The following is a 19,860-nucleotide window of genomic DNA, read 5'->3' as shown; positions in this document are numbered from 1 at the left end:
AAGAACTACTTGAACGCAAAACTGCTCCCCGGAAGTCGAAACTGAATTTTCAGTCCAACTTTCGGGGAGCAGTTCATTGCGGAGCAGCGGGGCTTGCGTTGTGGAACTTAGACGCTCGGGGCGATTTCCGGGATGCGCGGCTTGGCGTTGCCGGCGAAGGTGAACTTCGCGTCGTCGCCTTCGCCTTCGACATCCACCACGACGATGTCGCCGGTGTGGATCTCGCCGAAGAGGATCTTCTCGGAGAGCTGGTCCTCGATCTCGCGCTGGATGGTGCGGCGCAGCGGCCGGGCACCCATGGCGGGATCGTAGCCGCGGGTTGCCAGGAGCACCTTGGCGGCCTTGGTGAGCTCGATGCCCATGTCCTTGTCCTTGAGGCGCTTCTCCAGGCGGGTCACGAACAGGTCCACGATCTCGATGATCTCGTCCTGGGTGAGCTGCGGGAACACCACGACGTCGTCAACACGGTTCAGGAACTCGGGGCGGAAGTGCTGCTTGAGTTCCTCCGTGACGCGGGCACGCATGCGGTTGTAGCCGGTCTGCGTGTCGGTGCCGGACTGGAAGCCGGTGGCAACGCTCTTGGAGATGTCCCGGGTACCCAGGTTGGTGGTCATGATGATCACGGTGTTCTTGAAGTCCACCACGCGGCCCTGGGAGTCGGTCAGGCGGCCGTCTTCCAGGATCTGCAGCAGCGAGTTGAAGAGGTCCGCGTGGGCCTTCTCAACCTCGTCGAACAGCACCACGGAGAACGGACGGCGGCGGACCTTCTCGGTCAGCTGGCCACCCTCTTCGTAGCCCACATAGCCCGGAGGAGCACCGAAGAGCCGCGAAACGGTGTGCTTCTCGGAGTATTCGGACATGTCCAGCGTGATGAGGGCATCCTCTTCACCGAACAGGAACTCGGCGAGTGCCTTGGCGAGCTCGGTCTTGCCGACGCCGGTGGGGCCGGCGAAGATGAACGAGCCACCGGGGCGCTTGGGGTCCTTGAGCCCTGCACGGGTACGGCGGATAGCCTGGGACAGTGCCTTGATGGCCTCGTCCTGGCCGACGACGCGCTTGTGCAGTTCATCTTCCATCTTGAGCAGGCGCGAGGACTCTTCCTCGGTCAACTTGAAGACGGGGATGCCGGTGGAGTTGGCCAGCACCTCGGCGATGAGATCCTCATCCACCTCGGAGATGTCATCCATGCCGCCGGACTTCCAGTGGCGTTCCTTCTCCGCGCGCTCGGAGATCATCTTCTGTTCCTTGTCGCGGAGCGAAGCGGCGCCTTCGAAGTCCTGCGCGTCGATGGCGGATTCCTTCTCCATCTTCAGCTTGGCGATGCGCTCGTCCATGGCCTTGAGCTCCGGCGGAGCGGTCATGCGGCGGATGCGCAGCCGGGCGCCGGCCTCGTCGATCAGGTCGATGGCCTTGTCCGGAAGGAAGCGGTCCGAGATGTAGCGCTCGGCCAGGCTTGCAGCGGAGGCCAGGGCGCCGTCGGTGATGGTGACGCGGTGGTGTGCCTCGTACCGGTCACGCAGGCCCTTGAGGATCTCGATGGCATGCGCCACGGAGGGTTCCTTGACCTGGATCGGCTGGAAGCGGCGCTCCAGGGCAGCGTCCTTCTCGATGTGCTTGCGGTACTCATCCAGCGTCGTGGCACCGATGGTCTGCAGCTCGCCGCGGGCCAGCATGGGCTTGAGGATCGAGGCTGCGTCGATGGCGCCTTCGGCGGCACCGGCACCCACCAGGGTGTGGATCTCGTCAATGAACAGGATGATGTCGCCGCGGGTGCGGATCTCCTTGAGGACCTTCTTCAGGCGCTCTTCGAAGTCACCGCGGTAGCGGGAGCCTGCCACCAGGGAGCCAAGGTCCAGGGTGTACAGCTGCTTGTCACGGATGGTCTCCGGAACGTCGCCGCGGACAATCGCCTGGGCCAAGCCTTCGACGACGGCCGTCTTGCCGACGCCGGGCTCGCCGATGAGGACTGGATTGTTCTTGGTACGGCGGGAAAGGACCTGCATGACGCGTTCCATTTCCTGCTCGCGGCCGATGACCGGGTCCAGCTTGTTCTCGCGCGCAGCCTGGGTCAGGTTGCGGCCGAACTGGTCCAGGACCACGGACCCGGCGGGAGCGCCCTCGGGCTGTCCGCCGCCGACGCCTGCGCCGGTGGTTTCCTTGCCCTGGTAGCCGGAGAGGAGCTGGATGACCTGCTGGCGGACCCGGTTGAGGTCGGCGCCGAGCTTGACCAGCACCTGCGCGGCAACGCCTTCACCCTCGCGGATGAGGCCGAGCAGGATGTGCTCCGTGCCGATGTAGTTGTGGCCCAGCTGGAGGGCTTCGCGCAGCGAGAGCTCCAGTACCTTCTTGGCACGGGGGGTGAAGGGGATGTGGCCGGAGGGAGCCTGCTGGCCCTGCCCGATGATCTCCTGCACCTGCTCGCGAACGCCGTCGAGCGAAATGCTCAAGGACTCAAGAGCTTTGGCGGCAACGCCCTCACCCTCATGGATCAGACCCAAGAGGATGTGTTCGGTACCGATGTAATTGTGGTTCAGCATGCGTGCCTCTTCTTGGGCAAGCACAACTACGCGACGGGCACGGTCCGTAAATCGCTCAAACATTTCGCCACACTCCTAGCTACGACGTACTTTGATGCTACGTGGCCGCCCCTGTGTTGTGGAGCGTGTTCGCCACAGGGGAAACATGGGTCGTCCGGGAATATTGCCGCGCCGCCTTCCACGGACTCCGGCGGCCGGGCATCAGCGGACAAACGAGCCCTCCAGGCAGCCCTTGTCCCACGCCGGGTGATGGGCCATTCTTGGCCCTAACGGCTGCCTTAAACGCTCCAGCGGGAGCAACATGGGCAGCGTGAATCAGCGGGAAGGGCGGGAACATGTCGCAGGTGAACCTGGAACGCGTCAGGCGCCCGGCGGGGGTTGCCCTCGCCGCGGGTGCGATTTGGTTGGCGGGCATCAGCCCGGTGCCGGGGGTATACCTGGAGCCCGACGCTGCGCGGCGGCTCGACATGCTCCGTAAAGGGCATCGCTGGTGGGTGGCCGGACAACACGTGGCCGCGGCGGGGACGGCTGCCATGCCCGCGGCGTTTGCCCGGCTGGCCCTGGCCCTTCCGCCCGGAAGGAGCAGGGCACTCGCCGGCACAGCCGCCGTCGCACTTGCCGCCGGGGCGCCGTTTTTTGTGTCCGAACTTGCAATGCGCGCGTCGGACCTGGAGCGCTTCGCGGCGCGCCGCTTCCCGGCGTGGCCGTTCTACGCCTATGCGTGGCTGCATGTGCTCGCGCTCGGGTCCCTGTCCGGCGCCCTGGCAACCTTGCCGCACCGGAAAAAGGAAGCGGCAGCGCTGGCCCTCGCCAGTGCCGGGTGTGGAGTGGTACTGGCGAAAACAGGTGATATTCCGCCTTTCGTGTTCTATATCGCCGAGCAGTTTGCTGCCGGCAGCCTGCTGCGTGGATCGCGCAGCGGTGAATCCCCGGCCGGGGCGCGGGAGTAATTACGCCCGTACCGCTAAATACCTGCAGCCAGCCAAAAGCCCTGCCTCCCGAAGGTGGGAAGCAGGGCTTTTTAGTCAGGCGACGCGCGTACCTAGGAATTTGCCTTTTGGTAGGCTTCCTGGATTTCGGCCTGAATTCGGCCGCGGCTGTTAACGGTGTACCCGTTATCCCGGGCCCATTGCCGGATTTGCGCCGAATCGTGGCTGCGGCCCCCCGGGGCGGCTTTTGCCCGCTGGGCGCGGCCGCCGGATGCCTTGCGTGCGGCAGTGATGAACCTCTCCAGTGAAGACCGAAGTTCAGCGGCATTGGCTGCGGACAGGTCAATCTCATAGTTGACCCCGTCGAGGCCAAACTTCACATTCTCGTCTGCGGATCCCCCATCCAGATCATCAACGAGGATGATGTTTACTTTCTGTGCCATTAAAGTCTTCCTCTTGCTGGAAAGTCGGTTTTCAGAAAAGCAGGATGTTTCCCGAAAAAAGTATGACTCTTATCTTGGCAACGCGTCAAAGCGCCTAATGGTTCCTTGGGGATAAAGGCAGAAAGTAGGGGGTTTTAGCTATTTTGATTCGGGACCTTGGCGGTTCGTGGGCCGCACGGCAAGCGAATCAGCTTCAGCCTGGGCGCGCGCTTCCGCCTGCCGTTCAGCCTTGTCCGCATTAAAGATCGCCTTCATGGCAAACCAGAACAGCAGGCCCACCACAAGGGAGGGAAGGATAACTGCTACGTACTCCATGGTCAGTGCCCTTCAGGCTTCAACAAGGGGAAGAGGATGGTTTCGCGGATCCCGGCGCCGGTGAAGAGCATCACCAGCCGGTCGATGCCCAGGCCGATGCCACCCATGGGCGGGGCACCGTACTCGAGGGCGCGCAGGAAGTCCTCGTCCAGCTGCATGGCCTCGACGTCGCCGGCCGCTGCGTGCAGTGACTGTTCGGTAAGCCGTTCGCGCTGGATCACGGGGTCGATCAGTTCGGAGAACGCGGTGCCGCGTTCCATGCCGCCGATGATCAGGTCCCAGGCCTCGATCAGGCGGCCGTCCTCACGGTGCGGGCGGGCCAGCGGCTGCGCGGACGGAGGGTAGTCGTAGACGAAGGTGGGGTTCAGCAGGGTGGGCTCCACGATCTCACCGAAGAGCTCCACAGCCAGCTTCTCGGCGTCCCACTTGGGATCCACCTTGACCTCGTGCTTGGCCGCGATTTCCCGAAGCACCTCAGCAGAGGTGTCCGGCGTGATTTCCTGCCCAACGGCGTCGGAAAGCCCCGGGTAGACGGCCAGCCAGGTCCACTCGCCGTCGAGGTTGATCTCCCCCGCTTCGGTCTGGAGGACACGCCCGGCACCCACGGCGTCCGCGGCGTCGAGGATGATCTCCTTGATGCGTTCGGCCATAACGAACTGGTCCGCCCAGGCCTCGTAGCACTCGAGCGTGGTGAACTCAGGGCTGTGGGTGGAGTCCACGCCTTCGTTGCGGAACACGCGGCCCATGTCGTAGACGCGGTCGATGCCGCCCACGACTGCCCGCTTGAGGTAAAGCTCGGTGGCGATGCGCAGGGTCATCTTCTGGTCGAACGCGTTCATGTGGGTCTCGAACGGCCGCGCCAGGGCACCGCCGTGGACCAGCTGCAGGATGGGGGTCTCCACTTCCACGTAGCGGTGACGGAACAGCGTCTCGCGGATGGACCGGGTGATGGCGGCGCGGGTGTAGACCATTTCGCGGGCCTCGTCGCGGACCATCAGGTCCACATAGCGCTGGCGGACACGGGTTTCCTCGTTCAGGTCCGCGTGCAGCACCGGCAGCGGGCGCAGGGCCTTGGAGGCCATGGACCAGGAGTCGGCCATGATGGACAGTTCGCCGCGGCGGGAGGAGATGACCTCGCCCTTGATGAACACGTGGTCGCCCAGGTCCACCAGTGCTTTCCAATCCGCGAGCGCTTCCTCGCCCACGTTGGCCAGGCTCAGCATGGCCTGCAGGCGCGTCCCCTTGCCGTCGGTGCCGCCCTCCTGCAAGGTGGCGAAGCAGAGCTTGCCGGTGTTGCGGACGAAGACCACGCGGCCGGTAACGCCTACGGTGTCGCCCGTGGTCTCGTCAGCCTCAAGGTGGCCGTACTTCTCCCGGATCTCGGCGAGCGAGTGCGTGCGCTCCACTCCCACGGGGTAGGCCTCCGTGCCGCGCTCAAGAAGTTTGGCGCGCTTCTCCATGCGGATCCGCATCTGCTCGCTGGCGTCGATGGGCTCTGGGGCATTCTTGGGCGCGGGAGTGTTTTGGGAAGTCACAATCATCAAGTTTACCGGGATTTGGCTTCCGGGACTTTCAGCTGCCCTGCAGGCTTGCACCCTAGGATGGCCGGGTGAAAGAACGGGTACTTCCAACGCACGACGCCGGCATGCTGGCTTTATACAGCTACGGCACCGAGGATGCTCCTGGCGAAAAGCGGGTGCTGTTGATCGGCGGCGCATTCCTCACTGCCCTGATCTACCGGCCGTTCTCCATTGAGCTCGCGAAGGGCCTGGGTGACGGCTGGGCTGTTGATGTCTATGACCGCCGGGGCCGTGGCAACTCCTCCGAGCAGCCGCCGGGCTACTCCATGGCCACCGAGATCGAGGACGTGCGCACCGTGATGGATGCCACCGGCGCCCGGAATATCCTGGGCCACAGCCTGGGCGGGGCGGTGGCGCTCAATGCCGTACAGGAGTTCACCGGCACCGGGTACGTGCCGGACAAACTCGCGGTGTACGACGCCGCGGTGAACATCGACGGCAGCATCGACACCGCCTGGCTGGACGGATTCGAGGATGCCGTCAACAACGGCAGGGTGGGCCGCGCCCTGGCGTACATGAAGAAGGCCACCAGCCCCGGCTCCGTCATGGCACGGATCCCCGATCCCGTGCTGGCTGGCCTGATGGCCGTGCTGTCGCGGACCAAGGTGAACACGTTGTTCCGCGAGGTGATGCCCAGCGGAGTGGGTGAGCTGCGCGCGGCCTTCGACGAAAAAGACCACGCCCGCGATTTCAGCGTGCTGCCGTCCGGCACGCATTTCATGGCCGGCGGGAAGAGCCCCGACTATTACAAGGTGACCGCGGAACGGCTGCACGCAGCCGTTCCGGGCAGCACCCACCAGCTCTCGCCCAAATGCTTCCACGGCTCCATCCCGGCAGCGGTCAAGGAGCTCGTGGCTGACATCTCGGCGTACTTCAAGGACGAAGGTGCGGACGAAAGGCCCCGCCCGGATTCCTCCGGAGCTATTCCCGTCCACCGCGGCTGAACCCCGCGAGGGCGGCCGCACCGGCCGGGATGCCTGCAACCACTTGCTCGGCTAGGCTCGGAGCATGACGCGAGAGAACATCAGGACCCCCGACGGCGGCACGATTGAGCTCTTCTCCACCGGCGCGGAACTGGCTGCGGCAGGGTCGGGCGTGGTGGTGGTGCCGCCTTCAATGGTCACGGCCGCGGACTACACCAAATTTGCCCAGAAACTAAGCGCCGGCCTGGGCCGGCCGGTGCACACGTTCAACCGGCGAGGCCGGGGATCGTCGTCCCCCCAGCCCGAGGATTACACGCTGGACGTGGATATCCGTGACCTGGACACCGTCATGAAGCACACCTCCAGCACGGATGTCTTTGGCCACAGCTTTGGCGGTGCCGTTGCCCTGCACGCCGCGCGGACCCTTCCGGTGGAACGTCTGGCGGTCTACGACCCCGCCGTCTCCGTGAACGGCAGCGTCACCGCGGACTGGATTGTGGAGTACGAGCGCGCCATCGCGGCAGGCGACCACGACCGCGCCCTCGCCGTCATCCAACGCGGCCTGGAAGCCGGCGGCTCCTTCTCATCAAGAATGCCGCTCTCCATGCTCACCCTGGCCAACAAGCTGACCGCGGGCACCACGGAGGGCAAGCAGCAGCGCGAGCTGATGCGCACCGGCGTCCGCGAAATCAAGGCGATCATCGCCGCCGACATGCCGGCCGAACCGTTCCAGGCGCTCCCCTTGGAGACGCTGATTGTGGTGGGTGAAAAGAGCCCGGCCTACTTCGGCATCGCGTGCGGCCAGATCCACGATGTCCTCTCCGGCTCCAGCTACACCATCCTGCCCGGCTTCGGCCACGACGGCGCCATCAAGGCCCCTGACAAGCTGATCAAGGAACTGAGCGACTTCTTCGCCGGCTGATCCCGGCCGGTTGGGCTAGTGTGCTGGCCCGTGGCCCGGTCCGGCACCTTCAGTCTTGCGCATCATCGCGGACAGCACGACGGCGGCAAGGGCTATGACCGTTGCCGTCATGAAGGCGGCGCTCATCACGGCGACGAGCCCCGACGTCGCACTCACCACGGCGAAGATTGACACCAGCAGCGCCGTGCCGGCGGCGCCGGCCACCTGCTGGGTGGTGCTCATGATCGCCGAGCCGTGGGAGTACAGGTGCGGCGGAAGTGGGTTCAGCCCGGTGGTGAAGGCGGGGGTGAACAGCAGGGCCAGGCCGAAACTCAGCCCGACGTGCAGGGTGATGATCCACCAAACCGCCGTGCCGGCGTCGAGCATTGAAAACTGCCAGAGCGTCACCACCATGAGGATGGAACCGGTGACGGTGAGCGGCAGCGGGCCTACCTTGTCGAATGCCCGGCCGATGACGGGGCCGAGCAGGCCCATGGCCAGGCCGCCGGGAAGCAGCGCCAAGCCAGTCTCGAGCGACCCCAGGCCACGGACTTCCTGCAGGTAGAGCGGGAGCAGGATGACGCCACCGAACAGCGCCATCATGGCCACCACCATCAGCAGGACCGAGACGGTGAACATCCGGAAGTTGAACGCGCGAAGGTCCAGCAGCGGCGCGGCGGCCCTCTGGAGCCGGACCTGGCGCAGCACGAACACCGTCAGCGCAGCGACACCAATCGCAAGGGCAGCGATGGCTCCGGCACTGGGGCCGGCCTGGCCGCCATGGCCGCCGCCGATCTGGCTGAGCCCGTAGACCAGGCCACCGAAGGCCGGGACGGTGAGGATCACGGACAGGACGTCGAGCTTTCCCTTCTCCACTTCTCCCACATTGGTGAGGTATTTGGCGCCGATGGCCAGCGCGGCGAGGGCCACGGGCAGGACGAAGACGAACATGAAGCGCCAGGTGAAGTGCTCAAGGATCAGCCCGGAGACCGTGGGGCCCATGGCCGGCGCCACCGAGATGGCAATGCTGACGTTGCCCATGACCGCACCGCGCTTGGCAAGGGGGACAAGGGTGAGGATGGTGGTCATCAGCAGCGGCAGCATGATGGCGGTGCCGCCGGCCTGTACGATGCGGGCCAGGAGCAGGACTTCGAATCCCGGCGCCACCGCAGCGAGTGCCGTTCCACCGGCGAACAGGCCCATGGCCAGCATGAAGACCGCCCTGGTGGAGAGGCGCTGGAGGATGAAGCCGGTTGTGGGGATGACCACGGCCATGGTGAGCATGAATCCGGTGGACAGCCATTGGACGGTGGGCGCGTCCACCCGGAGGTCCACCATGAGCCGCTGCAGGGCGACATTCATGATGGTCTCGTTGAGGATCACCACGAACGTCGCCACCAGCAGCGTGCTGATGATGGTCACGGACTCCCGGGACATCTTCTCCGGTGCGGCGGACGGGTTTCCTTGGCGGATTCCTTCGCCGGGTCCCTGGTCAGGGGCGGACTGTCCGCTGGCGTTCGGAGAGACTTCGGTAGACATGGGTGTTCCCTCAGGGGTGTTTTAAGAGTGATGCGCGGCCGGCGCCGCTGCAGATTCCAACACTCTACCCGCTGGAGTAATTCCTCCGCATGGGTTCTTTCTACCCCCGAGGGAACATTAGGGCCTCCCTTTAGGCGGTCTGCCCTGCGTGCTGGCCTTCGGAGATTTCCTCAATCAGCTTGCTGTTGAACGCCGGAAGGTCGTCGGGGTTGCGGCTGGTCACCAGGCCCTGGTCAACCACAACTTCCTGGTCCGTCCAGTTGGCGCCGGCGTTCTTCAGGTCGGTTTCGAGCGTGAAGTAGGACGTGACGTTCCGGCCCCGGATGACTCCGGCCTCGATGAGCAGCCACGGTCCGTGGCAGATCGATGCCACCGGTTTGTGCTGTTCGAAGAAGCTGCGGGTGAAGCTCTGCGCGTCCTTGTCGACGCGGAGGTGGTCTGCGTTCACCACGCCACCCGGAAGTACCAGCGCGTCGAAATCGGAGGCGTTGGCGTCCGCGACAGTGAGGTCGACGTCAAAGGTATCGCCCTTTTCCGTTCCGTCGTAGCCCTGCAGCTTGCCGCTCTTCGGGGCGATGAGGGTGGGTTCGCCGCCGGCATCCTTTACGGCCTGCCAGGGACTGGTGAGTTCCACCTGTTCCACTCCATCAGTCAGCAGGAATGCCACCTTCTTGCCTGCGATGCTGTGCTCTGACATTTTTCCTCCTCGCTGGAGCGGCCCGCGCAGCGTCTGGGCGCGTCGGGTCCCGCTCGAGAGTTGATTGCCTGACGTGTTCCAGCCTAGGAAAGAGAAAAGTAATAAGCAAGCTGACTATCTGTCTTGGGCGCTATCCCGTGGGTAGGCGTACGACGCCGGCACAGGGCTTGCAGGGTCGAGGCACCTTTGGCAGCGGGTGGCGTTGGCGGCCAGGCGCATTAAGCAGGGGCGACTTCAAATGTCAGTGGGTCGCTGGATGATGTGGGTATGGGAATCAGCGGTGGTGTTGGGGTGGTGTTGGAGGGTGTTCGTGCCTCTGTTGCTGCCCTGGATGCGCTGGAGCGTGAGGACGCTTCCCTGGCGGCCGGTGCCAGTGTTGGTGCTGGTGTGGACGTGTTGCAGCGGCGGTATGAGATCCGGTTGGAGCGGCTGGAGGTTGCGTCCCGGCTGGAGGCGCAGCTTGCAGGGGTGAAGGCGCAGGATGCGGCCGACGCCGCCGGGTTCCAGGAGGCGATGACCCCGCCGGACGCCTCGGTCCAGGACCGCACGTACGCGCAGATGTCGGTGGTGGAGGAGATCGCAGGGGTCCTCACCATCAGTTCCGCCGGTGCCGGGGCGCTGGTGGAGCAGTCCCGCCGGATTTGTTCCCTGCCGCCGGTGTTCCAGGCCCTGTCCACCGGGACCATGTCCTGGCAGCACGCCCGCGTCGTCGCGGACGAAACCGAAGGCCTTGACGCTGTCGGGGCTGCGGCTTTGGTGGCGCATTTCTTCGACCCCGCCACGCCCCACCCCGCCCGGGGTGCCGCGCCCGGTGAACTGGTCCCGTCCCGGTTCCGGGCCAAGATCCGGGGCTGGCGCGAACGCCACCACCCCGAATCAATCCAAAAGCGCCATGCGAAAGGGGCGGCGGATCGTCGGATGGAATACACCCCGGACCGGGACGGCATGGCCTGGGTCTCCCTCTACCTTCCCGGCGATACCGCGTGCGCGATCTGGAACCGGACCACCGCCACCGCCCGCGGCCTCCAAGGCCCCGACGAACCCCGCACCCTCACCCAACTCCGCCCCGACATCGCCGCATCACTGTTGCTGGGGGCTGGAACCGCCACCGACCTTGCTGAAATTCCCACCCCACGGGCCGACGTGCCGGTCACTGTGCCGGTGCTCTCGCTCCTCGGCCTCACTGACGAACCCGCATTCCTGGATGGTTTCGGGCCGATTCCTGCATCGATGGCCCGCAGACTCGTCGCCGGTGGTGCGGAGTCGTTCTACCGGGTCCTCGTCGACCCGCGGGACGGGGCGCCCCTGGAAATCGGCAGGAAGAACTACCGGCTCACGGGGGCCATCAAACGCTGGATCAGGCTGCGCGATGCCCAATGCACGTTCCCCGGCTGCACCAACCGCACTCCCGACAACGAAACAGACCACCTCACCGCCTGGCAACACGGCGGCACCACCAACGTCAGCAACCTGGCCCAGCTCTGCCGTAAGCACCATCGGCTCAAACATCACAGCCAATGGACCCCCGGCCCCGCCACGAGCAAGGACCCACCGGGCTGGACCTCACCCACCGGACGCCACTACAACCCCGAACACCAGGATTCAGAACCAACCCACTGGCCACCGGGAAGCCTGCCACCATGGCTGCAACGGGAAGCTGCCGGTAAATGCCAGTGCCTGGAGGCCAGCCTCGAGAACTTCCCGCAGTGGGAACCCGACGACGACCGGTACGTGGACCTCAACGACCTGTCACCCGACGATCCACTCTGGGCCGAATTCCCAGCCACGCAATTTGCCCTTGTCCCGGACGCCATTGGTATGCAGTCATAGCCTCCTGCAGTAAGTCCTGAAGCCCGTCCTGCAGCACCGGTCGACTACGGCTTGTGATGCTCGATCAGCCAGGACGCCATCTGCTGGGCCCGTTTCCCCGCGTCCAGGTCACCGCCGGTGGCCGAGATGATGGAGCCCTTCATCAGGATCTGCCAGGAGCGAGCAAACCCATCGGAATCCACAAGCCCGGCTTCCTCGGCCAGCGCCTGCACGTGGCCCCGAAGTTTCGCCAAGTAGTTGATGCTGGCCTGGCCCAAGGGGTGCGACGGCCCCATCTCCAGCAGGACATGGGTGAAGGTACTCCCCTCAAAGTCATCGCGCTGAAACCATTCCCCCAGGACGTCGAAGATCGCCAGCAGTCGTTCTACCGGCGTTTGCCCCCGGCGACGGGCCTGGGACACGATCGCTTCCACGGTCCACAGCTTGTCCCGCTGCTCGAGGAACGCCAGGACCAGCGAATCCTTGGACGGGAAATGCCGGTAGAACGTGGCTTTTGCCACCCCCGACCTGTCGATCAGCTCATTGACGCCAACGTCCCGGATTCCCCTGCGCGAGAACAGTTCGTAGGCCACCGAAAGGATCCGTTCCACGGAATTGCTGCTGCCCTCCGGCGCCGCCGGAGAGGAAGCATCGGATATCGGGACCTTCGCCTCTGTGCTCATAAGACTTGGAGTCTATCCGAGAGGAAGACAGACTGGTCTTTCCCGCTGTAGTGTTTTCCCTACGCAGTTCTTAAGGACACCGCACAGGCGCACCAAGGGTCCGCCGGTTTGGAGCAAGGAGGCCCCAATGTCAGCAGAGCGGATGTTCCAAAGTGTCCCGTCGGACCCGGATCCCTGGATGTCCGGCGAGACGCCCGCCGAGGTCCGGCAGTTCGCCATCGAATCGCTCCGGTGGCAGGCCCAGGAAATCATCGACGAGCTGCTCGGTGGCCAGGATCCGGGTGAAGAGCTTGCCAGGGCCCGACTCCGCCGGTGCGTCGCCAGGAACCCGGGCCGGCCCGAACGCGCGCTGCTCGAACAGCTCATGATCAACCGGGACCATCCAGTTTCCTAAGGAATCCCGCAGGGCTGCCGGGCAAATCCAGCACCGCAGCACTCCGCTCCGCTGCTATGAACTTAGCGGCACGTTGTCGATCAGGCGCACCGGCCCCACTTTGGCCGCTATGAGCGCCAGGCCCTCGCCACGGAAAGGTGTTTCCCGGCAGTTCTCGGCCAGCGGTTCAAGCGTGCCCGGATCCACCACATCGAAATAGTCCAGTTCCACCAAAGGCTGGGATTCCACCATCGCCAGCGCGGAATCGATGCCCAGCGGTTCGTGGGCTTTGGCCCGCTCCTCCAGCAACCGCAACGCCCTGGACAGGACCAGCGCGGCGTCCCGCTCCGCCTCGGAGAGGAAGCGGTTCCGGCTGGACAGCGCCAGGCCGTCCTCGGCGCGCACCGTCGGCACTCCCACGATCTCCACCGGGAAATTCAGGTCGGCAACCATCCGCCGGACCAGGGCCAACTGCTGGGCGTCCTTCTGCCCGAAGTAGGCACGGTACGCCGGCAGGCTGCCGCCGCCGGAACCTGCGGAGCCGGCCGGAAGACCTGCCGCCGGCATGCCATAGTGCAGCAGTTTGGCCACAACGGTCAGGGCACCGTCAAAGTGTCCGGGCCGCGAGGCGCCCTCCCACTTATCCCCCAGACGGCCCGAAGTGATCCTCACCAAGGGCTCGCCACCGGGGTAGACCTCTTCCACGGAGGGCGCGAACGCCAGGTCAACGCCCTGCTCCTCAAGCAGGGCAAGATCCGCATCAAGCGTCCGCGGGTAGCGGTCCAAGTCAACCGCGTCGCCGAACTGGAGGGGGTTGACGAAGATACTGGCCACCACCACATCGTTCTGCTCGACGGCGGTGCGCGCCAGCGTTGCATGGCCTTCGTGGAGTGCCCCCATGGTTGGCACCAGCCCTTGGGAAACTCCTTGCTTCGCTGTGAGCAGGCGGTCACTTTCGGCTTTCAGGCCGGCCACCGTGGTGACGAGTTGAATCGGCATTCAGTCTTCCTTCGGATCAAGGGCCTCGTGCAGACCCTTCAGCTGGTCAGGTTTCAGCAGCCCCCGGCCTTCGGCGCGCAAAGCGGTGGCTCGGGCCATCGCGAGGTAGGCGGCGAGCACGTCACCCTGCCCCCCGCCGTCGTACTCCCGCAACGCCTCAGCGTGTGCACGCACCGTGCCGACGTCCCCGCGGGCCACCGGACCGGTCAGGGCGGACTCCCCCGAGGCCAGCGCGTTTTCCAGCGTGGCCCGCAGCAGCGGCCCCAGCATCCGCTCGGGGGATTCCACTCCCACCTCGCGCAGGAGCTGCGACGCCTGTGCCACCAGCGTGACCAAATGGTTGGAACCGTGGGCCAAGGCTGCATGGTAGAGCGTCCGGTCCGCCTCGGCGATGGCCACGGGCTCCGCCCCCATCTCCACCACCAGGGCCTGCGCGATGGGGAGCATGGCGGCATCGGCCGTCACGCCGAAGGTGCAGTCAAGCAACCGGGTGAGGTCAAGGCTCATGCCCGTGAAGGTCATGGCCGGGTGCAGCGCCAGTGGAACCGCGCCGGCGGCACGGACCGGATGCAGCACGCCCACGCCGAACCGGCCCGAGGTATGGGCCACGAGCTGTCCCGGCTGCCAGGCGCCAAGCTTCGCCAGCCCTTCCACCAGGTTCGGGAGGGCGTCGTCGGGCACCGCCAGCAGCACCAGTTCGGCACGCTCCACGATGTCCTGCACTTCCAGGATGGGCACGCCGGGGAGCAGCGCCTCGGCCCTGTCCCGGCTGGCGTCGGAGACGGCCGAGACCCCCACGACGGCGTGCTCGGCGGCGCGCAGGGCGGCACCAAGCACGGCGCCCACCTTGCCGGCACCGATGATTCCAACGCCGAGGCGTCCGGGCTTAGCCATGCTGCTGGCCTTCCTGTTCGTGGTGGGTGCGGGCTTCACGGGCTGGTGTCCCGTGATGCGGTGTCCCAGGATGCGGCGCCCCGGGTACCGGCGTGCCCGGCACGGGAGCAGGTTCCGCTGCCGGAACAACCTGCCGCAACCATTGTTCGGTGGTTTGCCGCCTCCTGGCCAGCCGGGCCCGCGCGGACTGCTCGTCAAAGAGCTGCCGGGCCTCGTCCAGTCCCGCCTGGGTCAGCCTCGGGGCCACGGGGCCGGCCGTCGTGTGCAGGACCAGGTCGGCCACCCGGAACAGGCGTGCCACGGGCCCCTGATGGATTGCCAGCGACTGCGTCCGTTGGTGGGGCACCAGCACTAGGTCCCGCCACCAGCGCCCGGAACGGATCAGCAGCGCCGTGTCCGTGGCGGCAAATCCGTTCCGGCGCCAGGCAAGGGGCGCCAGCAGCCATGCCCGCCGCGGCGTGGTGGTGAATCCGCCGTCGGAACCCGTGCCACCGAGGCCGGCGGCAAACACCTCGGCAGGGCGTTCGGTTCCCGGATCCGGGAGGACCAGCGAAAGCATGGCCATGACGTCGGCGAACTTCCCGACGGGCAGGAGGATGGTCCGGGTGTTCCCTTCCGCTGCGTTGCCGGATGTCCCGTAGCCGGCGACGTTCACCTGCATCCGGTACCAGCCGAAGGGACGCCACAGCGGCGGCTGGGCGATCTTCACTGCCTGGATCCGGCCGGGCGGAAGCGTCTGCGCCTGCGTATCGAGCAGTCCGTACCACAGCCGGATGCCGTCCGGCGAGACCGCGGCGGTGAAGTTGTAGCCCTTGTTGAAGAAGTTCCAGTAACCTGCGGCGAGGCCCAGCCCGGCGGGCACCAGGTAGAAGTAGAAAGCGCGGTTGTCCGTCAGCGCGGACAGGAGAACCGAGACGATGCCGCCCACCACAATGAAGAAGCTTTGCTCGCTCAGCAGGAGCGATCCGATAAGGCGCGACGGCGGCACGCGAAGTACCTGGATTTCGGGCGCCTCGGATGCGTACGGGCCAAAGGAAGCCGCGGATGGGCTGGCTGAACCGGCAAGCGCAGCGCCGTCGATGCCGGCGGCCGGGCCCGCACCGGAATCCGCCTCAGCCCCGGAAGCCCGGGCAAGGATGGTGGCGCGCAGCCGGCGGGCGTCGTCGATCCGCAAATAGGCTAGGCGCACCGCCGATTCGCCGGCGTCCGCCACTTCGAACTTGAGTTCTGCCAGGCCGAAGATGCGGGCCAACAGCGGCTGCACGATGTCGATTGCCTGGACCCGGTCCAGCCTCGCCTGCCGGTGTTGGCGGAAGAGGAGGCCTGTGTTGACGCGGACGTAGCCGCCGGAGACCTGGTACTTGGTGAAGTACCAGGTCAGGACGAATCCGAGGACTGCTACGGCCAGCACTGCCGCGCCGCCGCCCAGGAGCCACGGTGCACGGCGGGCAAACCCGTCCTCGAACACCGGTTGGCCCTGGAGCGTCCGCTCAAAGAGGTCGCGGCCAAAAAAGAACAAAATGGCCGCCAGTGCAACCCAGCCCCGGACGAAAGGCGAGGCAGGATGCACGCGCAACCAATCGCCGTCGGACGTTTCGTAGCTTTCCGGTACCGCGGCAGGTGGGAGCGCAGGGGCTCCGGGCAACTGGCCATCAGCGGTCACAGTCCTGCCAGCCTGGCTTCGCCGCGCGCGGCCAGCTGTTCGCGGAGCCGCGCCCCTTCCTCCGCCGGGAGGCCGGGAATGCGCGCGTTGGTGCCAGGGGATGCCGTATGGAGCTTTACGGTACACAGGCCCAGCCCGCGCTCCACGGGGCCCACTGCGATGTCCACGTACTGCATTCGGCCGTAGGGGACGGTCATGGTGCGCTGGAAGAAGATGCCGCTCCTGACCAGGAGGTCGTCGTCGCGCTCGGCGTAGCCGATGGCCCTGACCTGCCGCGGGATGAGCACCAGCCGCCACAGGGCGACCAGCAGGGTGACAGCCGGAACGGTGATGGCCAGCCACAGCGGCGGCCACCGCCACCACCCCAGGAGGACGAGCACCAGCGGCGCGGACAGGACCAGCACCGCCAGGACGTTCGCCAGGGCCCACTCCACCAGCCGGACGGTCACGTACTTGGGGGAAACCCGCTGCCAGGCAATACCGGGCGGGTCAATCGCCTCGGTACGCATACTCGCCTTCCCCGGCGGCCTCGCCGCGGGCGGTGCGGCCCTTCTTCCCGTCGGCACCGGGGGTGTCGCCGTCCTCCGGGGGAATCCTGCAAAACCGCTCAACGAGGAGTCCCACCACGATCATCACCAGGCCGCCGCCGGCCATGGCAAGGGCCAGCCAGGTGATTCCCTGGTCGCTACGCAGGCTCCAGATCCGCAACTGGTCAAGGAAGATGCCCACGTGCCAGCCCAGCAGCACCGTTCCCGCGTACGCACACGCCTGCGCCAGGACCAGGGTCCGGGCGGCCAACAGGGGGTCCAGCTGCGTTTTCTTCGTCTTGCTGTTGGGCTGGTGGCTGTTCCGCCATCTCAGGATCCGGATCCCCAGGATCAAGGTGATGACGACGATGACCCCCATGGTGGCAAGCGCGGTGGAGGGCAGGACAGGCGTGGCCATGCTGTAGCGGCTGGTGACAACCGTGGCCGACCAGCCCGCGACAGCAAGAATGACGCAGATCAGCAGCAAACGCAGCGGGTTGATGGGCTTCATCGTTCGTCCACAGCTCCCGCCGTGGGCAGGCCGTCGAAGTCTCCATAACCGTCAAAGGGGGCAAGATCCTTGAAATCGTCGGCCTGCACTGCCAGGGTGCTGATCCGTTCGCCGTTCAGCGTGGCGCCGGGTTCGATGAGGGACCAGGGATAGAGGACGAACGCGCGTGACGCTGCGCGGGGGTGCGGGATGGTCAGATCGGGATCGTCGCTGCGGAGCTCGCCGTAGGTGATGATGTCGACGTCGAGCGTCCGCGGTCCCCAGTGGACCTCGCGGACCCGGAGGTGCTTGTTCTCCACGGCCTGGCAGTGTTCCAGCAGTTCCGCAGGGGTGAGGATGGTTTCCACGGTGATGACCATGTTCAGGAAGTCGGGCTGGCCGGAGGGTCCGCCCACCGCCTTGGTCTGGACGATGGGCGAGACGGCGAGGAGCCGGACCTCCGGCGGGTCCACCAGGTCCGCCACGGCCTCGGTCAGGGTCTCATTCCGTTCCCCGAGGTTGCTTCCCAGGGCCAGCACGGCTTTGGTGTAGATTCCGTTCATGCCTGTGCCCCGGCCGGCGCAGGGACGGCAGAGGCCCGATCCCGGTGGACCGTCACTGCCACGTCCCCGAACGGAACCTCAATGGGGGCCTGCGGTTTATGGACCGTGATGTCGACGGCATGGAGGGCGAATTCGGACAGGAGGCCTTCGGCGATCCGCACCGCAAGTGCCTCAATGAGGTTGAGCGGCTCTCCGGTGATCCAATCGGTAATACGCTGGGCCACCTCACCGTAGTGGGCGGTGTCCCGGACATCGTCGGACTGCGCGGCTCCGGTGAAGTCCAGGTAGAGCACGGCGTCCACCACAAAGGGCTGCCCTTCCCGGCGTTCGAAATCGAAGACACCGTGGTGGCCGACTGCCGTCACTCCGGTCAGCGTAATCCTGTCCATGGGTCCCCCGGCCCTATTGCGTTTTAGGTACGGCTTGTGTCGAGGGTGCCGCCGCCATGCGCGCCGCAACCTTGACCGCGTCGAGGCTGGACCCGACGTCGTGCACACGCACGGCCCATGCCCCGCGGCTGGCGCTGATCGCCGTGATCGCGGCCGTGGCAGCGTCCCGTTCGTCCGGAGCGGCGGACTTTCCGGCGACGGTAAGGAGGGTGCCGAGGAAACGCTTGCGGGAGGCGGCCACCAGGACCTTGTGCCCCAGGCTGTCCAGCTGGTCCAGGTTTTGCAGGAGTTCCCAGTTCTGGGCATCGTTCTTGGCGAACCCCAGGCCCGGGTCGATGATGATCTGTTCCTGGCTGACGCCGGCAGCGTAGAGCTTGTCCCGCACTCCTGCCAGCTCCGCCACCACTTCCCCGGCCACGTCCGTATATTCGGCGAGCGAGTTCATGGTCCTGGCGTCGCCCCGGCGGTGGGTGAGGACATAGGGCACCTTGGAGGTTGCCACAAGCTCCACCATCTCGGGTTCGATGGTCAGTCCGGAGACGTCGTTGATGATGGCAGCGCCGGCCTTGAGTGCAGCGGCCGCCGTGGAGGCGTGCGTGGTGTCGATGCTGACCAGGGCGCCGGCCTTCACCAGCGCTTCGATCACCGGCAGCACGCGGCGCTGCTCTTCATCCGGAGTGACGTCGTCGGCACCCGGCCGGGTGGACTCGCCTCCAACGTCGATGATGTCAGCGCCGGCGTAGAACATTCGCAGGCCGGCCGCGATGGCGGTGTCCGCCGTCGCATGCTTGCCGCCGTCGCTGAAGGAGTCAGGGGTGACGTTCAGGATGCCCATGACCAGGGTGCGGCCGGTGGGCAGGTCTTCGAACCGCGCGGCCGGCCGCGGCTTGCGCAGGATTGGCAGCGGGGATGTTGCGGGCCCCGTTCCGGGGGCTGCAGCGAGTGTATCCATGGTCTGTGGTTACCTTCCGAGGATGAGGCTCATGGCTTCGGCACGGGTGGCCGGATCATGAAGCTGCCCGCGGACCGCACTGGTGACGGTCTTCGCTCCGGGCTTGCGGATGCCGCGCATGGACATGCACATGTGTTCGCATTCGACAACGACGATGGCACCGCGGGGTTTGAGGTACTGCACCATCGCCTCGACGATTTCGGTGGTCAGCCGTTCCTGCACTTGCGGGCGGCGGGCGTAGATGTCCACCAGCCGGGCCAGCTTGCTCAGTCCGGTCACCTTGCCGTCATGCGAGGGAATGTACCCAACGTGGGCAACCCCGTGGAACGGCACCAGGTGGTGCTCACACGTGGAGTAGAACGGGATGTCCTTCACCAGGACCAATTCCTCATGGTCCAGGTCGAAGGTGGTGGACAGGACGTCCGCCGGATCATGGTGCAGCCCGGCAAACACCTCCGCATAGGCTTTTGCAACCCTTTTGGGGGTGTCCACCAGGCCGCCGCGGTCCGGGTCCTCGCCGATGGCAAGGAGGATCTCACGGACGGCCGCTTCAATCCGTGGCCGGTCCACCTTTTCGCTCTTGGAGTGGTGGGAACCGGCCTCCGCCGGGTAGGCGGCGGAGGCGGAAACGTCGTCGTCGTCGAAGGAAGTCAC

At 66.0% G+C, this 19,860-nt stretch carries 21 protein-coding genes; 5 read left to right on the top strand and 16 right to left on the bottom strand.

All coding sequences use genetic code 11. From position 1 onward, the window contains the following. Nucleotides 1–107: 107 nt before the first annotated feature. Nucleotides 108–2,600, bottom strand: a complete 2,493-nt coding sequence (locus PV772_RS11070; protein ID WP_141158568.1) for an ATP-dependent Clp protease ATP-binding subunit — start codon at nucleotides 2,598–2,600, stop codon at nucleotides 108–110. A gap of 272 nt (nucleotides 2,601–2,872) precedes the next feature. Here PV772_RS11070 and PV772_RS11065 point away from each other — a divergent pair, with 272 nt between their 5' ends. Then, entirely contained in the window at nucleotides 2,873–3,487 is a 615-nt protein-coding gene (locus tag PV772_RS11065; RefSeq protein WP_347886155.1) for a hypothetical protein, read from the top strand. 92 nt (nucleotides 3,488–3,579) lie between these two features. Here PV772_RS11065 and PV772_RS11060 read toward each other — a convergent pair whose 3' ends face one another. The 3 genes from PV772_RS11060 to lysS all read right to left on the bottom strand — a co-directional run bounded on the left by PV772_RS11060 (nucleotide 3,580) and on the right by lysS (nucleotide 5,765). Further along, entirely contained in the window at nucleotides 3,580–3,909 is a 330-nt protein-coding gene (locus PV772_RS11060; protein WP_141158570.1) for an Lsr2 family protein, read from the bottom strand. A 138-nt stretch (nucleotides 3,910–4,047) separates the two neighbouring features. Beyond that, entirely contained in the window at nucleotides 4,048–4,224 is a 177-nt protein-coding gene (locus PV772_RS11055) for a hypothetical protein (RefSeq protein WP_347886154.1), read from the bottom strand. Nucleotides 4,225–4,226: 2 nt separating this feature from the next. After that, nucleotides 4,227–5,765, bottom strand: coding sequence for a lysine--tRNA ligase (lysS, locus tag PV772_RS11050; RefSeq protein ID WP_347886153.1), 1,539 nt, complete (start codon nucleotides 5,763–5,765; stop codon nucleotides 4,227–4,229). A 68-nt stretch (nucleotides 5,766–5,833) separates the two neighbouring features. On the opposite strand from lysS, the gene PV772_RS11045 reads away from it, so the two are divergent. Beyond that, nucleotides 5,834–6,748 (top strand): alpha/beta hydrolase, encoded by a 915-nt coding sequence (locus PV772_RS11045; protein WP_347886152.1) that lies wholly within the window; start codon nucleotides 5,834–5,836, stop codon nucleotides 6,746–6,748. Nucleotides 6,749–6,812: 64 nt separating this feature from the next. Next, complete coding sequence (locus PV772_RS11040) at nucleotides 6,813–7,649, top strand: alpha/beta hydrolase (protein ID WP_347886151.1); 837 nt, start codon at nucleotides 6,813–6,815, stop codon at nucleotides 7,647–7,649. 15 nt (nucleotides 7,650–7,664) lie between these two features. On the opposite strand, the gene PV772_RS11035 is transcribed toward PV772_RS11040, so the two are convergent. Continuing rightward, nucleotides 7,665–9,167 (bottom strand): MDR family MFS transporter, encoded by a 1,503-nt coding sequence (locus PV772_RS11035; protein WP_347886150.1) that lies wholly within the window; start codon nucleotides 9,165–9,167, stop codon nucleotides 7,665–7,667. Nucleotides 9,168–9,297: 130 nt separating this feature from the next. Then, the gene (locus PV772_RS11030) at nucleotides 9,298–9,864 is read right to left on the bottom strand and encodes a type 1 glutamine amidotransferase domain-containing protein (protein ID WP_347886149.1); all 567 of its coding nucleotides are present in this window, start codon (nucleotides 9,862–9,864) and stop codon (nucleotides 9,298–9,300) included. Between the two features lie 267 nt (nucleotides 9,865–10,131). Between PV772_RS11030 and PV772_RS11025 the strand changes: the two genes are divergently transcribed. Further along, entirely contained in the window at nucleotides 10,132–11,694 is a 1,563-nt protein-coding gene (locus PV772_RS11025; protein WP_347886148.1) for a DUF222 domain-containing protein, read from the top strand. Nucleotides 11,695–11,738: 44 nt separating this feature from the next. On the opposite strand, the gene PV772_RS11020 is transcribed toward PV772_RS11025, so the two are convergent. Continuing rightward, nucleotides 11,739–12,356, bottom strand: coding sequence for a TetR/AcrR family transcriptional regulator (locus PV772_RS11020; RefSeq protein ID WP_347886147.1), 618 nt, complete (start codon nucleotides 12,354–12,356; stop codon nucleotides 11,739–11,741). A 127-nt stretch (nucleotides 12,357–12,483) separates the two neighbouring features. Here PV772_RS11020 and PV772_RS11015 point away from each other — a divergent pair, with 127 nt between their 5' ends. Then, nucleotides 12,484–12,750, top strand: a complete 267-nt coding sequence (locus tag PV772_RS11015) for a hypothetical protein (protein WP_141183006.1) — start codon at nucleotides 12,484–12,486, stop codon at nucleotides 12,748–12,750. Nucleotides 12,751–12,804: 54 nt separating this feature from the next. On the opposite strand, the gene PV772_RS11010 is transcribed toward PV772_RS11015, so the two are convergent. From PV772_RS11010 to folE, 9 genes are read right to left on the bottom strand one after another with little or no spacing between them, the layout of a single operon-like run. Continuing rightward, the gene (locus PV772_RS11010) at nucleotides 12,805–13,728 is read right to left on the bottom strand and encodes a pantoate--beta-alanine ligase (RefSeq protein WP_141158583.1); all 924 of its coding nucleotides are present in this window, start codon (nucleotides 13,726–13,728) and stop codon (nucleotides 12,805–12,807) included. Beyond that, complete coding sequence (locus PV772_RS11005) at nucleotides 13,729–14,622, bottom strand: DUF2520 domain-containing protein (protein WP_141158584.1); 894 nt, start codon at nucleotides 14,620–14,622, stop codon at nucleotides 13,729–13,731. Then, complete coding sequence (locus PV772_RS11000) at nucleotides 14,615–16,267, bottom strand: PH domain-containing protein (RefSeq protein ID WP_347886160.1); 1,653 nt, start codon at nucleotides 16,265–16,267, stop codon at nucleotides 14,615–14,617. Before PV772_RS11000 ends, PV772_RS11005 begins: the two co-directional genes overlap by 8 nt. A 14-nt stretch (nucleotides 16,268–16,281) precedes the next feature. Beyond that, nucleotides 16,282–16,794, bottom strand: a complete 513-nt coding sequence (locus PV772_RS10995) for a PH domain-containing protein (protein WP_347886146.1) — start codon at nucleotides 16,792–16,794, stop codon at nucleotides 16,282–16,284. After that, the gene (locus PV772_RS10990) at nucleotides 16,775–17,323 is read right to left on the bottom strand and encodes a DUF3180 domain-containing protein (protein WP_141158587.1); all 549 of its coding nucleotides are present in this window, start codon (nucleotides 17,321–17,323) and stop codon (nucleotides 16,775–16,777) included. Before PV772_RS10990 ends, PV772_RS10995 begins: the two co-directional genes overlap by 20 nt. Next, complete coding sequence (gene folK, locus PV772_RS10985) at nucleotides 17,320–17,865, bottom strand: 2-amino-4-hydroxy-6-hydroxymethyldihydropteridine diphosphokinase (RefSeq protein ID WP_347886145.1); 546 nt, start codon at nucleotides 17,863–17,865, stop codon at nucleotides 17,320–17,322. Before folK ends, PV772_RS10990 begins: the two co-directional genes overlap by 4 nt. Then, complete coding sequence (folB, locus tag PV772_RS10980) at nucleotides 17,862–18,254, bottom strand: dihydroneopterin aldolase (RefSeq protein ID WP_141158589.1); 393 nt, start codon at nucleotides 18,252–18,254, stop codon at nucleotides 17,862–17,864. The genes folK and folB overlap by 4 nt, the downstream gene beginning before the upstream one ends. 13 nt (nucleotides 18,255–18,267) lie before the next feature. Continuing rightward, complete coding sequence (folP, locus tag PV772_RS10975) at nucleotides 18,268–19,206, bottom strand: dihydropteroate synthase (RefSeq protein ID WP_141183000.1); 939 nt, start codon at nucleotides 19,204–19,206, stop codon at nucleotides 18,268–18,270. A 9-nt stretch (nucleotides 19,207–19,215) separates the two neighbouring features. Beyond that, nucleotides 19,216–19,860 (bottom strand): GTP cyclohydrolase I FolE, encoded by a 645-nt coding sequence (gene folE, locus PV772_RS10970; protein WP_141158591.1) that lies wholly within the window; start codon nucleotides 19,858–19,860, stop codon nucleotides 19,216–19,218.

Source organism: Pseudarthrobacter sp. CC12, from assembly GCF_039907755.1.
Taxonomy (GTDB): Bacteria; Actinomycetota; Actinomycetes; order Actinomycetales; family Micrococcaceae; genus Arthrobacter; species Arthrobacter niigatensis.
Note: the sequence above shows the minus strand (reverse complement) of the source record. Positions and strands in the feature narration are given on the sequence as shown.